Origin of the sequence: Bartonella sp. P0282, from assembly GCF_048452985.1 — a bacterium.
Taxonomy (GTDB): Bacteria; Pseudomonadota; Alphaproteobacteria; order Rhizobiales; family Rhizobiaceae; genus Bartonella; species Bartonella choladocola.
The window spans coordinates 13,122-26,729 of the sequence record NZ_WTFO01000002.1; the positions used below are offsets into that span (position 1 = coordinate 13,122).

The following is a 13,608-nucleotide window of genomic DNA, read 5'->3' on the forward strand; positions in this document are numbered from 1 at the left end:
CATATTTGTCTGTCGGGCATTTGGTCGGGCAGGAAAAAGGTTCGGCCCTATTTTTGGAACTGAAAACAATTGAAAAATGAAGTGGCGGATTACACCGCGAAAATGACTGAGGTTTATTCATGAATACGCAAGATGTGCTGGATATTTTTAAAAAAGCGGGTGCCATATTGGAAGGCCATTTCATTTTGACCTCCGGTCGGCATAGCGCAATCTATATGCAGAAAGCGAAAGTTTTCATGCATGCCGATATGACTGAAAAACTATGCCGTGCGCTTGCCGAAAAAATACGTGCAAATGTTGCGGGTAAGATTGATTATGTTGTAGGTCCGGCAATCGGCGGATTGATCCCGTCTTATGAAACATCGCGGCATCTTGGAGTGCCTTCCATTTGGGTTGAACGCGAAAACGGAAAATTTCGCCTCCGCCGGTTCGATATTCCTGAAGGTTCACGTGTGGTTATTGTGGAAGATATTGTGACAACGGGCCTTTCCATACGCGAAACCATTGAAGCTATGCGTGAAGCGGGTGCTGATGTTGTCGCCGCCGCTTGTATTGTTGACCGCTCGGCAGGAAAAGTTGATGTCGGAGTGCCTCTTATTCCGCTAGCAGAATATGCTGTTCCTTCCTATCCGGCCGACCAAATACCGGAAGAATTGGCAAAAATACCGGCTGTCAAGCCTGGCAGCAGAAATATATAATTGTTTTCTTTAACTTTCATCTTATCTCATTTATGCTGAGTTGAGAAAAAGTCTGCGGGTATTCAACAATATCATTGATGGGTAGCAAATTTGACTTCTAGGACTGACGAATATTGTCCGGATTGTTCGGGGAACATCAAGGATGCGGGGCGTTGCCAATCATGTATGGTGCACGATTTGGCAGTGTGTGCGCCGCTGCACGATGAAGACTTGCTCGAACTTGAACATCTTAAAACGCGCGAGAGCTTTTCAACAGGGGATACTATTTTTCAGGAAGGTTGCCCACGAGAAAAAATATATACAATTGTTTCCGGCGCGGTGCGACTGGTGAAAACCTTGAATGATGGCCGACGTTGCATTACCGGATTTGCTTTTGCCGGTGATTTTCTGGGATTTATTGAAAGCGGCAATCATATTTTGACCGCCGAAGCCGTTACGCCGGTTCATGTCTGTTCGTTTGATCGGAAAATGATCGAAGCCTATCTTCGCGAACATTCCGAGGTTCGGGATCGTGTGCTTGATATGGCAAAAAATGCGTTGCAACGCTCATATGAGAACCAGCTTATATTAAGCAGGTTGTCGCCGGTCGAGAAAGTAGCGCGTTTTCTTTATGATCTCATCGGGCGTATGGAAGATAACCGGTTGAAGGCGTCACCTCTCACTCTGGCGATGAACAGAACAGATATTGCCGACCACCTCGGTTTAACAATCGAGACTGTGAGCCGCTGTTTTTCCAAACTGAAAGTGCAGGGGATAATAAAATTGATTTCTGCCAATCAGGTAGAAATTCTTGACAAGATGATGCTGAAACAGACAGCGGCAATTACCGGCGAGGTTGAATAACACCTTGTCGATGACTATTTTGTAGGGAATGTGAATTAACGGATCTCTTCAGCCAACAGGGAAGGATATAACATGAAAACGGAAACACTGTTGCATTACGCGACATTGGCGGTCCCGCGTTATACCTCCTATCCGACCGCTGCAGATTTTGTAACTGTCAGCGATGAACAGCGGGCAACATGGCTTGGTAAAATCAAGCCTGATGAAGCTGTTTCACTCTATATTCACGTGCCCTATTGCAGGCAGCTTTGCTACTATTGCGGTTGCCATGCGAAGGCAACAAGGAAGGATGATGCAATTGCCGGTTATGCGGATAGTCTTGTAAAAGATATAAGGCTACAGGCACAGCATTTGCAGGGTAAACCGCGCGTCGTGCATTTGCATTGGGGCGGCGGGACGCCTTCGATTTTGCCGCGTCAATCTTTTCAGGCAATTATGGAAACGTTATACGAATTTTTCGTATTTGATGAAAAGGCCGAACATGCCATCGAGCTTGATCCGCGCACGGTTACCCGTGACCTTGTCAATACCTTGTTGGAAATGGGTGTCAATCGGGCAAGTCTTGGTGTGCAGGATGTAAACCCGCAAGTTCAAAAAGCAATCGGGCGTATACAACCGGCGGCGGTGGTTAAACGGTCTGTCGATTATCTGCGCGAGGCAGGAATTGAACATATCAATTTCGATTTGATCTATGGTCTGCCGCTTCAAACAATCGAAACACTCAACGAGACATGCCGGACAATCGGCGACTATCGTCCGAACCGCATAGCCTGTTATGGTTATGCACATTTGCCGAAAAGACGTGCCAACCAGCGGCTTATTGATGCCGCATTGTTACCTGGTCCGCTTGAGCGTTTCTATCAGGCCGAGGCAGTTGAAAAAAATCTCGTCGCGTCGGGATATATGCCGATAGGCATAGATCATTTTGCTCTACCTGATGATAATTTGGCAATTGCTGCCAAAGAACATAATTTGCATCGAAATTTTCAAGGCTATACCGACGATGATTGTCCGGTTTTGATCGGATTCGGTTGTTCTTCCATCTCCGAGTTCCACGACGGCTTTGCCCAGACAGTTGCCGGTATCGCGCAATATCGGCGCACAATTGATGCAAATGAAATGGCAACAGTTCGCGGTATTGCAATAAATGATGATGATCGGCTACGCAGTGCGATGATTGCCGAACTTATGTGCAACTTCAAACTGGATCTCTCGAAATTCGGTGGCAAAGAAAAATTTGCCGATGCTCTTGAACGACTTAAACCGATCATTGCTGACGGATTGGCGCTCGAACACAACGGCCTTATCGAGATGACAGACGAAGGTCGCCCCTTTGTTCGCGCAGTTGCCAGCCTGTTTGATGCCTATAGACAGCAAAATATCGCACAGTTCAGTGCTGCTGTGTAACAATCAATCGGGTTGCGCAATATCAAGGCAATATCAGGCTGGTGATATTTTCTTGTCGTCGGGGTGGTGTTTTACGTCAAGCATGGCCTGTGCGTATTTTGGGAAGAAAAACCGCAATAAGTCCCAAAGCCGGCATATAAGAGCAAATTTCAAACATGGTTTGTGCCCCCACAATATCCATCACACGACCAAGTGCGGCAGCCGATAAAGCTCCTATTCCAAAGGAAAGACCAAAGAACAGCCCTGCGACAGTTCCGACTTTTCCAGGCATCAGTTCCTGTGCAAAAACCACGATTGCCGGAAATGCCGAAGCCAGAATCATTCCGATAATCACGGTAAGAATCGCTGTGAAAGGCAAGTTCACATAGGGCAGAATGACAGTAAAAGGAAATACGCCCAGAATTGATACCCAGATGACTGTTCTTGCGCCGATTCGATCGCCAATGGGGCCACCGAATATTGTGCCTATCGCGATTCCGCCAAGGTAAAGAAATAACAGAAGTTGCGCCTGATGAAGACTGACGCCGAATTTCTCCATTGTGTAAAACATATAATAATTCTGCATGCTGGCCATGTATACATATTTGGCAAACATCAAACCGACAAGAACGAACAGGGCGTTACGAACCTGCGCTTTGGGCAGGTGATGTCGATCGGCAGATACTTTTTTTGTCAAACGTCTTTTGAGGTTATTGGCATACCAGTGGCTTACAAAAGTCAGAATGATGATACCGAAAAAGGCAAGAATGGAAAGCCAGCCGATGCGTTGTTGCTGGCTTATGAAAACCGCTGCAATGACCGGCCCGATTGCCGAACCGCAATTGCCGCCAACCTGAAAAATTGATTGTGCCACACCATATTTCCCGCCGGATGCCAGACGCGCAACGCGCGAAGCTTCGGGATGAAAAATGGAAGAACCTAGCCCCACAAAGGCCGAACCGATCAATAATATGTAATAATGATGTGCATTAGCGAGCAGAAGAAGCCCGACCATGGTTGACGCGGAAGCAAAAGGCAGTGAATAGGGACTGGGTTTTTTATCTGTATAAAAGCCGATAACCGGTTGTAAAACCGAACCGGTCATTTGATAAACAGCCGTAATAATACCTATCTGGAGAAAGGTGAGGCCATAGTTTTCGCGTAAGATCGGATAAATTGCCGGAAGCATGGATTGCATGACATCATTGAGAAAATGTCCACAACTGACGGCCAGGATGATTGAAATGAATGTGGTTTCCACTTGTCGATCAGCATTGCTGTTTATTATGCTCATGGCTTCCTCACTCCCGTGGAAGGATATTTTTTAACTTTAAAAAAAATAGTCGGCAAGATAAAAACTGTCGGGTAAAGTGATTGTGTTTTTGTATAGAAGTGAATTTTTTAAGTGAGGGCAATAATTTGAATATTAAACATTGTTTCCGGCTTTCAGGGCGTTTATGACAAAAAAATGCTTTTTCGCCGAAGAAAACCTGTAAGTTTCCTGGAACGCGTACGTTTGTGGCTTTGGCCACGGCGTTCGTTTTCGCGTTCTTTGAAATATTATGGAAAACGCCTGCTACGCATCTCTGCTACACCGCATCAAGTGGCGTTGGGGTTAGCAATCGGTGTATTGGCGGCAAGCTCGCCATTATTCGGCTTTCACATTATTCTGGCCGGTATTGTAACATGGCTTTTGCGCGGCAATGTGGCTGCTGCTATTCTCGGAACAATGCTTTCCAACCCGTTGACATTCTTGCCGATAGTCATGCTCGACTATAAACTCGGACATTTCTGTTTTGCACTTTTTGGCAATGTTGACGGAATACCTCTCACCGAAATCAGAGCAATGTTCGAGGGGCTGTCTGTCTCGCAAGCCTGGGTCATACTTCTTGAAGCATGGGATACGGTGATGAAACCCATTCTGTTTGGCGGACTTATACTCGGATTGTTTTTGGGGAGTCTGGCCTATATTTGTGCTTATCGGGCAACAGCACGCTTCCAGAAGCACCGGCAGGAGAAAATGGCTGAAAAGGTTCGTATGCGGTTGAAAAAAGACCAGAAACAGGGTGCTTGATAGTGATTATAGGCATCGGCAATGATATGATCGATATTCGCAGGGTTGAAAAGACACTTGCGCGCCATGGAACACGTTTTATTGATCGTATTTTTACGCCGATCGAACAGAAAAGATCGGAAGGGCGGAAGAATCGGGTTGCGTCATATGCGAAGCGGTTTGCCGCCAAAGAAGCCTGTGCCAAGGCACTTGGTACCGGAATTTCGCGCGGTGTCTGGTGGAAAGATATGGGGGTTGTCAATTTGCCGGGTGGCAAACCCACAATAATGCTCACCAATAACGCGAAAATATTTCTTGATAAAATGACACCTGAAGGACATAAAGCTGTGATCCACTTGACAATTACAGACGATTTTCCTTGGGCTCAAGCTTTCGTCATTATCGAGGCAATCTCTCTTGGAGATATTGCTTGAAACGTTATACCAATAACCGAAATCCATAAACAATAGAGTGAGCTTTATTATAAAAGGCAAAATGGAAATGAACGAAATGGAAAACACCCCTCTTTCTCCCAAAGACAAAAAAAGCGGGGGAGCTGGCGAATTTATCTCTATTGTCATACAGGCGCTCATTATTGCTGTTCTGTTTCAAACCGTTCTTTTCCAGCCCTTCACAATACCTTCGGGGTCGATGCGCCCGACATTGCTTGTCGGCGATTATCTTTTTGTTTCCAAATATGCTTATGGTTATTCACGTTATTCTATACCGTTCTCGCCCGATCTGTTTTCGGGACGTATTTTCGGCAGTGAACCGAAAAGGGGCGATATTATTGTGTTCCGCCCGCCGAACAGAATAAACGATTATTACATCAAGAGACTTGTAGGCCTCCCCGGCGACAGGATACAGGTTCGCAACGGTACGCTTTATATTAACGATGAAGCAGTACCGCGTAAACTCGTCGGACAAATTACCAATGCCGATGTGACCGAAGTTTCAAGACCTGTCGATGTTTACCGCGAAACCATGCCGAACGGCGTGACCTATAATACACTCGATATGGAATTTTATCCCGAACTCGACGATACAAAAGTGTTCGAGGTTCCCGAAGGCTATTATTTTATGATGGGGGATAATCGTGACCGCTCGGACGACAGCCGCATGAATGTCGGCTATGTCCCATATGAGAATTTGGTCGGCCGCGCCAATCTTATTTTCTTTTCGATAGGAAACGGTGCAAGTGCATGGAAAATCTGGCGCTGGCCAGTAGATATAAGGTGGAGCAGATTGTTTTCGTCGGTGAACACAATCAAATATTTTCCGCCTGATAAATAGGTATGAAAATGGATCACCAAAAAGTCGAAAAACTGGAAAAATCGACAGGCCACAAATTTTTGAACGAAGAACGTCTAAGACGTGCTCTGACACATTCGAGCGTTCAGGATCAAACACATGGCAATTATGAAAGGCTGGAATTTTTAGGCGATAGGGTGCTGGGACTGCTTGTCTCCGAAATGCTTTTCAGGTTCTACCCGCGTGCCAGTGAAGGCGAACTTTCTGTTCGCTTGAACGGGCTTGTCAATGCGGTGACTTGTGCCGAAATTGCACAAGAAATCGGTTTGCCCGATATTGTCTATGTGGGCGCCGAAATGAAAAATCTTGATGAACGAAGATTGGCAAATATGCACGCCGATGTTGTCGAGGCTTTGATTGCGGCGATGTATCTTGACGGGGGGCTTGATGCGGTGCGCCCCTTTATTCGTCGATACTGGGAAGAGCGTGCCCGTCAATCGGGTGCTGCCCGCAGAGATGCCAAAACCGAATTGCAGGAATGGGCGCATACGCAAAATGGAGCGCAACCGCAATATAGGGTGCTTAAACGGCATGGGCCGGATCATGACCCGATTTTCGATATAGAGGTTCGGGTTTCCGGATTTGCTCCGGAAACGGGGCGTGGACGGTCGAAGCGGGAAGCCGAACGGAACGCAGCAGAAAAACTTCTGGTACGCGAAGGTGTCTGGAAAGAAACCGAAAGTCAAAAAGATGAATGATAATCAAAAGACCCGTTCCGGTTTTGTTGCTTTGATCGGCGCTTCCAACGTCGGTAAATCAACACTTGTCAACCGTCTGGTGGGAACAAAAGTATCGATCGTTACGCATAAAGTTCAAACGACGCGTGCGCTTGTTAAAGGCATTATCATTCACGACAATGCACAAATTGTGCTTGTTGACACACCGGGAATTTTTCTCCCTAAACGACGTCTTGACCGGGCGATGGTCACAACCGCCTGGAGCGGTGCAAAAGACGCCGATATTGTCCTTGTTCTGGTTGACGCGACCAAAGGCCTGGACGAAGAAACAGAAGAGGTGTTTACGTCACTTTCCAGAATAAAACAGGAAAAAATACTGGTTATCAATAAAGTTGATGCTGTGCCTCGTCCATCGCTCCTTGAACTTGCACAAAAGTTGAATGAAGACCAACAGTTTTCCGAAACCTTCATGATTTCCGCATTGAAGGGCACCGGTTGTGACGATTTGCTTGATTGTCTGGCAAAAAAGCTGCCGGAAGGCCCATGGTATTATCCGGAAGATCAGATATCCGATATGCCGATGCGGCAACTCGCAGCAGAAATTACGCGTGAAAAGCTTTATATGCGTTTACATAACGAGTTGCCTTATGCTTCCACGGTAGAAACCGAGAGCTGGGAAGAAAGACCCGATGGATCGGTCAAGATCAACCAGATCATCTATGTCGAGCGCGAGGGGCAGAAAAAGATTGTTTTGGGTACCAAAGGTGAAGCGATCAAGGCAATAGGGCAGGCAGCCCGAAAGGAACTGATGGACATTCTCGAGCAAAAAGTGCATCTGTTCCTCTTTGTCAAAGTGCGTGACCATTGGAGTGATGATCCGGAACGCTATCGCGAAATGGGATTGGATTATTCAAACTAGCGATGCAATGGAAAGAACAGGCTTTTATTCTTGGCACGAGGCAGCATGGTGAAACGAGCGCCATTGTTGAAGTGTTAACCCGTTCTCACGGTCGGCATCTGGGGCTGGTCAAGGGCGGGAGATCGCGCAAGATGAGTGCTGTTCTCCAGCCGGGAAACAAAGTTATTGCCGATTGGTGGGCAAGGCTTGATGAACATCTCGGTATTTTTAAACTCGAACCGGTTGATTTCAATGCATCCCGTATGATGCTGGAGCCACACGCTTTATACGCTTTGCAATTGGCTGCCGCCCATATCAGGCTTCTGCCGGAACGCGATCCTTATCCGGCACTCTACGATATATTTGAACTGTTGATCGAAAATAGCGATAGCGAGCTTATCGTCGGTGAATTGATGGTGAGATTCGAGATGCGGTTGCTGGAGGCCATGGGTTTCGGGCTTGATCTGTCAAAATGCGGAGCAACCGGAACACGCGAAAATTTGAAATATGTCTCGCCAAAAACAGCACGGGCCATTTGTGCAGAAGCGGGAGCGCCATGGAAAGACAAACTGTTACCTCTTCCCGAATTTCTGTTAAAAAAATCGGGGCGACCGGAAGGGGTTGAAGACATAAAAAACGGCTTTCTGTTAACCGGTTATTTTTTAATGCGTAATGTCTGGAACGCGCGCGGCATTGAACCGCCGAAGGTTCGCGATCGTTTTATTGAAATGCTTTCGCGTGTTTTTGAAGGCGATTGATTGAGGTTCTGTTCATTGCGGGCAGATCATATTTGGCGAAATTAACAATGAAATTTGTAAGGATAATAATCTTGCCACGATTATTGCCGATAACCAAAGCAGATATATTTTAGCAGAAAACTGTTCTTTTTGACTGAACCGGAACGCAGAAGGTTTTTGAAAAGAGCAGAACAGTTCGGGGTTATAACGTGTAAAAAGCTATTTTTCGTTCCTGGAAATGGGCATAGTTATCGGCCATAAAACAGTCGGTAAGACCGATCACTGTTCATTCCCGTTTTACATTTACGCTTTGTCGCGGATTGCATTGGAAAAACACTATATTTAGTATTTCTTTTACGAATCTCTGTTTTTTTAATGACAAGTTTGCAAAACTGGCAAACTGAACCGTCCGGCTGTATTATTGTTGTTTCATCTGGATATACGGTCTTGAAGATTGCATATGGCTTTGAAAATGTCCGGCTCTTTTAAAACAAAAAATCGTGTTCCTGGCACTTTTGTCGACATCTTCATCCGGTCAAATATCGCTACCAAGCAAACTCGGAAATCTCGGAATTTTGATTATAGAAGTTGTGCAATATCGGCCTATTGTCGGATGGAACCGCCTCGCGACTATATAAATTGAAAACATCACTGTAATGGAAAAACCAATGAAAAAACCGTTCAAGAAAATAATTTGTTTGGCATTTGTCGCGTCTGTCCTGTCGTCTACAGCAATGGCTGAATATATGACATCGGTCTTATCGCTTGATGACGCACGTGGATTGATTGCCAAGGGACATACGTCAGCGGATACATTAAAAGTCAATGTTTGTATGGCTGTTGTCGATCCGAGTGGTAGCCTTATTGCATTTGACCGGATGGATCGCGCACCATATGGTTGTGTTGATGCAGCCATTGCCAAAGCCAAATCGGCGGCTTTGTTCAGAGTGAAAACTTCGGTCAATATGCAACGCGTCAACGGAGACGAACCCGCTATTGCCAGCACTCCGCATATGGTTCCTCTTGGTGGTGGTGTGCCGGTAACAAATAACGACATTGTTGTCGGCGCAGTCGGTGTGAGCGGCGCAACCAATGCAATGGAAGTAAAAATTGCCGAAGCAATGGTTGCCGGCTACGGTGTCATACCGGCAAAATAATTCCATTCGACATAGTTGTCGATTTTTGGTGGTCTCATCGCTTTAGCGGAATGCATGGACATGAAAATCTTCAATAGAATTGACGACCTTCGCCAGCAATTGGCAGAAGATAGAAAAGATGGCCGGACGATAGGTCTCGTTCCGACCATGGGGGCACTTCATAACGGTCATTTGTCACTTGTGTCGAAATCTCGGTCAATGTGCCAAAAAACCGTTGTTTCGATTTTTGTTAATCCCAAACAGTTCGGACCGGATGAAGATTTCAGCGCTTATCCTCGCGATCTGGCGGGGGATTGCGCCTTGCTTGAAAAAGCCGGTGTTGATTATGTGTTTGCGCCTTCAGTAGAAGAGATGTGGCCGGAAGGAAACGCGACGAGTGTCGAAGTCGAAGGATTATCCGACATCCTGATTGGCAAATTGCGTCCCGGGCACTTTCGGGGCGTCACCACAGTTGTCGCCAAGCTTTTCAATATCGCACAACCCGATTTCGCGTTTTTCGGCGAGAAAGATTATCAGCAGCTTGTTATCATCCGCCAAATGGTAAAAGATTTGTGCTTTCCGGTAAAAATAGAAAGTGTGCCTATTCTGCGAGATGAAGACGGCGTTGCAAGCTCTTCGCGCAATGCATTACTGACGCCGGAAGATCGCAAAGCCGCAATCGTTATTCCTCGAAGCTTGACAGTCGCAGCCCGGCTTTTTCGCGAAGGGGAGCAAAAAATAGCCACTCTTCGTCAAAGAATTTCAGAGGTTTTGAATAGTGAACCACGAGCGAAACCGGAAGCAATAGATTTTCGTGATGCGGCGACACTGGAAGAAGTCGAAGACAGGATTGTAAAACCGGTCGTACTCTTGTTGACGGTGCGTTTTGGTTCTGTCAGGTTGATAGACCAATATCTATTCAAAGAGGGTGACAGAGAGTGAGCGCACAGAATGGCATCAAACGTGTAACAGTACCGGAAATCAGGGCAAGAAAAGGCGGCGAGCCGATTGTTTCGCTGACAGCCTATTCGGCCTATAGCGCGCGGATTGCCGATTCTTATTGCGACTTTCTGCTTGTCGGCGATAGTGTCGGCATGGTGGTTCACGGCTATGATTCAACTTTGCCCGTTACTGTCGATATGATGATTCTGCACGGGCAGGCGGTGGTTCGCGGTTCAAAACATGCGCTGGTTGTCGTTGATATGCCGTTCGGCTCCTATGAAAAGAGTCCCGAACAGGCTTTTTCAAATGCTTCCCGCATGATGTCCGAGACCGGTTGTGGCGCAGTCAAACTGGAGGGTGGCGCCGAAATGGCGAAAACTGTGCGCTTTCTGGCTCGTCGGGGAATACCGGTGATGGGGCATATCGGCCTGATGCCACAATACGTCAACAGCTTCGGCGGATTTAAAACGCAGGGGCGCCGTCAAAGTGACTGGCCTCGCATCGAAAGTGATGCCGCTGCAATTGCTGAAGCAGGAGCTTTTGCTTTGGTTCTCGAAGGTATTGTTGAACCCTTGGCGGCAAAAATAACACATGATTTATTTATTCCGACAATCGGTATCGGAGCTTCCAACCAATGTGATGGTCAAATTCTGGTTATGGAAGACATGCTCGGATTTGGTGACTCTGTTGCAAAATTTGTCCGCCGTTATTCCAATCTTGAACAGCAATATGGCGAGGCGATCAAACATTATGCTGATGACGTGAAAGCCCGCACCTTCCCTGGCCCGAACGAGACTTATGCAAAGCTCGACGAATAATATATTTTTTTCGTAAACGAAAATTCCCGCTTTAAAAACAGGCTGGACTATTTTACCTCATCCGGCCTGATTTTCGATAGGCAGAATAAAAGGTGTTCCTTCAAAAGCTTCTGCACCGCGTCCAATATCCGCAATAGCGGCACTCATGCGCCCGCCGCGGCCGAGTATTTTATCAGCAAGTGCGACCATGAGTTTGTTAGGCGTGGCAGTGGCCGAATTTTGACGTAGAAGTTTGGCAATGTCGGCTTCGCTTTTTTGCGGCTGGAGTGCACAGGCCATCAGAAATGCAGCTGCCGTTGAGCGTGATATTCCCAAAAAGCAATTTATCAGCAGCGGATGGGAACGGTTCCAGTTACCGGCAATATCAAGAAGCTTGTAAATTTCGGTTTCAGTGGGTGCAACAAGACCATCTTGCGGTTCATTAATATCATTGAATTCAAGGTAATAATGGCAATTTTCCGCAATCATTGCGGGGCGTTCCATTGCTGTGCCTTTATTCATCAAGGTAACAAGTTCGCGGGGAGAGTGCCGAAGGGCGGTTTCAGCCAATTTTGAAAGCGGTGATACGACAAGATAGGCCATCATTGCTTGCTTTCTTGTTCAATAGCGTTGAAACGGGCGAGAAACGCGCCCTCTATTTGCGGGGTTGGTCGTGGTACCAGATCAAGCCCTTCGGGTTTGATCGCATCAGGTTCGCCAAAATAACGGATTGCTTCTTCCTTGCTGAAGCCGGCAAGCCTTGTTGCTTCAAAAAATGCAGCGATGCGATCGGCGTGTTTTAATTGTTTTATGATTTTTTTGGTGAGTTCGGTGGGAAGGCCGAAACGGATACGGATTGCGTCTTCAAGCCTTTTTTCGATGATTTCGTAACTCCCGCCCATAACCGCTTTAAAGGGCGAAATCATATCGCCAATGACATATTCAGGTGCATCATGGAGAAGCGCGAGTTGCTTTTCTTCGGCCGTTGCCGAGTGATTAAGGCGCCGGTAAATCTGTTCGACCAATAACGAATGTTGGGCAACAGAATAGGCATATTCGCCTTTTGTCTGTCCATTCCAGCGCGCAACACGTGCAAGACCGTGAGCAATATCGCTAATCTCGACATCAAGAGGAGATGGATTGATGAGATCCAGTCTGCGCCCTGACAACATGCGTTGCCAGGCACGGGCTTCTCCATTACGGGTTATTTCGGCATCAGCCATTCATTCACCTTCCGACACTTCATCGGGGAAACTGTAATTCATATTGGGTGCTATTGTCAGAGTTACGGGCACATTTTCCACGAAAAAAGGAATGTGTTTATCAATGCCGGCCTTCACCTTGTCAATCCGCACAATTGCCGAGGCATGGTTACCAATGACTGTGCCAAGATTGCCAATCATTTTGCCGTCACATTCAATAGAACCCGCATTCGGAAGATTGTCTTTCCCTTCGACCACCAACATCCGGCGACGGATAGTGCCTCTATGGTGCATGCGCGACACCACTTCCTGTCCTATATAACATCCTTTTTTATAAGAAATGGCGCCGGTCTCGTCAAAATTGATGTCATGCGGGAAAACATCGCCGACATTAAAATCTTTTCCGCTTTCGGCAATTCCATATTTTATTCGCAGAAGATCCCATTGATCGGATGCTGTTTGCGAAAAGGGGAGGGCGGGCAGGTCTTTTCCATAAGTGCGGATAGCTTTTTCTTGTGGCGGAAAGCGTTTATCGACAAAACTTGAATCACTTTCCGAAGTAGCTGAATCTTTTTGCCAAAAAATTCTGATAACCGATTCAGGAGATTCACTAATTTCCACTTTGGAACGCATTCGATAAAGGTTCAACCGTTTCATAAAATTGTCGGCAAGGCTCGCAGAAATATCAATGAGATAAGCATCGTCGGACCGGCCAATCAGAAAATCGAAAAGCACTTTACCTTGTGGTGACAGTAAGGCGCCGGGCAATAGTTCGCCAACGCCGATTTTTTCGACATCGGTGGTTATCAGACGTTCCAAAAAATGCGTCCTATCATCGCCTGTAATCGTCAATAGACGGTGGTTTTCGAGGGTAAGAGAGCAGTGACTTTCAAGCATTTTCCTTGCCTTTCTTCTCGCATTTACGTAA

General features: G+C 46.6%; 16 protein-coding genes. 12 read left to right on the plus strand and 4 right to left on the minus strand.

The features are described from left to right. Window positions 1–119: 119 nt before the first annotated feature. From pyrE to hemN, 3 genes are all read left to right on the plus strand, one after another. On the plus strand, window positions 120–698 hold the full coding sequence (pyrE, locus tag GQS64_RS05375) for an orotate phosphoribosyltransferase (RefSeq protein WP_077991645.1): 579 nt from the start codon (window positions 120–122) through the stop codon (window positions 696–698). A gap of 90 nt (window positions 699–788) precedes the next feature. Further along, a complete protein-coding gene (locus GQS64_RS05380; RefSeq protein WP_198230915.1) occupies window positions 789–1,541 on the plus strand; it encodes a helix-turn-helix domain-containing protein in 753 nt (250 codons plus the stop codon). A 72-nt stretch (window positions 1,542–1,613) separates the two neighbouring features. Then, window positions 1,614–2,948, plus strand: a complete 1,335-nt coding sequence (gene hemN, locus GQS64_RS05385) for an oxygen-independent coproporphyrinogen III oxidase (protein ID WP_198230916.1) — start codon at window positions 1,614–1,616, stop codon at window positions 2,946–2,948. Between the two features lie 76 nt (window positions 2,949–3,024). Here hemN and GQS64_RS05390 read toward each other — a convergent pair whose 3' ends face one another. Beyond that, the gene (locus tag GQS64_RS05390; protein WP_198230917.1) at window positions 3,025–4,221 is read right to left on the minus strand and encodes an MFS transporter; all 1,197 of its coding nucleotides are present in this window, start codon (window positions 4,219–4,221) and stop codon (window positions 3,025–3,027) included. 174 nt (window positions 4,222–4,395) lie between these two features. Between GQS64_RS05390 and GQS64_RS05395 the strand changes: the two genes are divergently transcribed. From GQS64_RS05395 to panB, 9 genes are all read left to right on the plus strand, one after another. Continuing rightward, window positions 4,396–5,001 (plus strand): DUF2062 domain-containing protein, encoded by a 606-nt coding sequence (locus tag GQS64_RS05395; protein ID WP_077991653.1) that lies wholly within the window; start codon window positions 4,396–4,398, stop codon window positions 4,999–5,001. Window positions 5,002–5,003: 2 nt separating this feature from the next. Then, complete coding sequence (acpS, locus tag GQS64_RS05400) at window positions 5,004–5,414, plus strand: holo-ACP synthase (RefSeq protein ID WP_198230918.1); 411 nt, start codon at window positions 5,004–5,006, stop codon at window positions 5,412–5,414. Window positions 5,415–5,481: 67 nt separating this feature from the next. Beyond that, window positions 5,482–6,273, plus strand: coding sequence for a signal peptidase I (gene lepB, locus GQS64_RS05405; RefSeq protein ID WP_198230919.1), 792 nt, complete (start codon window positions 5,482–5,484; stop codon window positions 6,271–6,273). A gap of 8 nt (window positions 6,274–6,281) precedes the next feature. Further along, window positions 6,282–6,989, plus strand: coding sequence for a ribonuclease III (gene rnc, locus GQS64_RS05410; RefSeq protein ID WP_077991657.1), 708 nt, complete (start codon window positions 6,282–6,284; stop codon window positions 6,987–6,989). Next, a complete protein-coding gene (era, locus tag GQS64_RS05415) occupies window positions 6,982–7,887 on the plus strand; it encodes a GTPase Era (protein WP_198231328.1) in 906 nt (301 codons plus the stop codon). Before rnc ends, era begins: the two co-directional genes overlap by 8 nt. A gap of 2 nt (window positions 7,888–7,889) precedes the next feature. Further along, complete coding sequence (gene recO, locus GQS64_RS05420; RefSeq protein ID WP_077991662.1) at window positions 7,890–8,624, plus strand: DNA repair protein RecO; 735 nt, start codon at window positions 7,890–7,892, stop codon at window positions 8,622–8,624. Window positions 8,625–9,271: 647 nt separating this feature from the next. Then, window positions 9,272–9,760, plus strand: coding sequence for a GlcG/HbpS family heme-binding protein (locus tag GQS64_RS05425; protein ID WP_077991666.1), 489 nt, complete (start codon window positions 9,272–9,274; stop codon window positions 9,758–9,760). Between the two features lie 60 nt (window positions 9,761–9,820). Then, the gene (gene panC, locus GQS64_RS05430) at window positions 9,821–10,681 is read left to right on the plus strand and encodes a pantoate--beta-alanine ligase (protein WP_198230920.1); all 861 of its coding nucleotides are present in this window, start codon (window positions 9,821–9,823) and stop codon (window positions 10,679–10,681) included. Beyond that, a complete protein-coding gene (panB, locus tag GQS64_RS05435) occupies window positions 10,678–11,499 on the plus strand; it encodes a 3-methyl-2-oxobutanoate hydroxymethyltransferase (RefSeq protein ID WP_077991671.1) in 822 nt (273 codons plus the stop codon). The genes panC and panB overlap by 4 nt, the downstream gene beginning before the upstream one ends. A 57-nt stretch (window positions 11,500–11,556) precedes the next feature. Here panB and GQS64_RS05440 read toward each other — a convergent pair whose 3' ends face one another. Genes GQS64_RS05440 through GQS64_RS05450 form a run of 3 tightly spaced genes read right to left on the minus strand, consistent with a single transcriptional unit; the run spans window position 11,557 to window position 13,577 of the window. After that, a complete protein-coding gene (locus GQS64_RS05440) occupies window positions 11,557–12,084 on the minus strand; it encodes a tyrosine phosphatase family protein (RefSeq protein WP_335617820.1) in 528 nt (175 codons plus the stop codon). Further along, window positions 12,081–12,701, minus strand: coding sequence for a YfbR-like 5'-deoxynucleotidase (locus tag GQS64_RS05445; RefSeq protein WP_198230921.1), 621 nt, complete (start codon window positions 12,699–12,701; stop codon window positions 12,081–12,083). Before GQS64_RS05445 ends, GQS64_RS05440 begins: the two co-directional genes overlap by 4 nt. Further along, the gene (locus GQS64_RS05450) at window positions 12,702–13,577 is read right to left on the minus strand and encodes a YgfZ/GcvT domain-containing protein (RefSeq protein ID WP_198230922.1); all 876 of its coding nucleotides are present in this window, start codon (window positions 13,575–13,577) and stop codon (window positions 12,702–12,704) included. Between the last annotated feature and the right edge of the window lie 31 nt (window positions 13,578–13,608).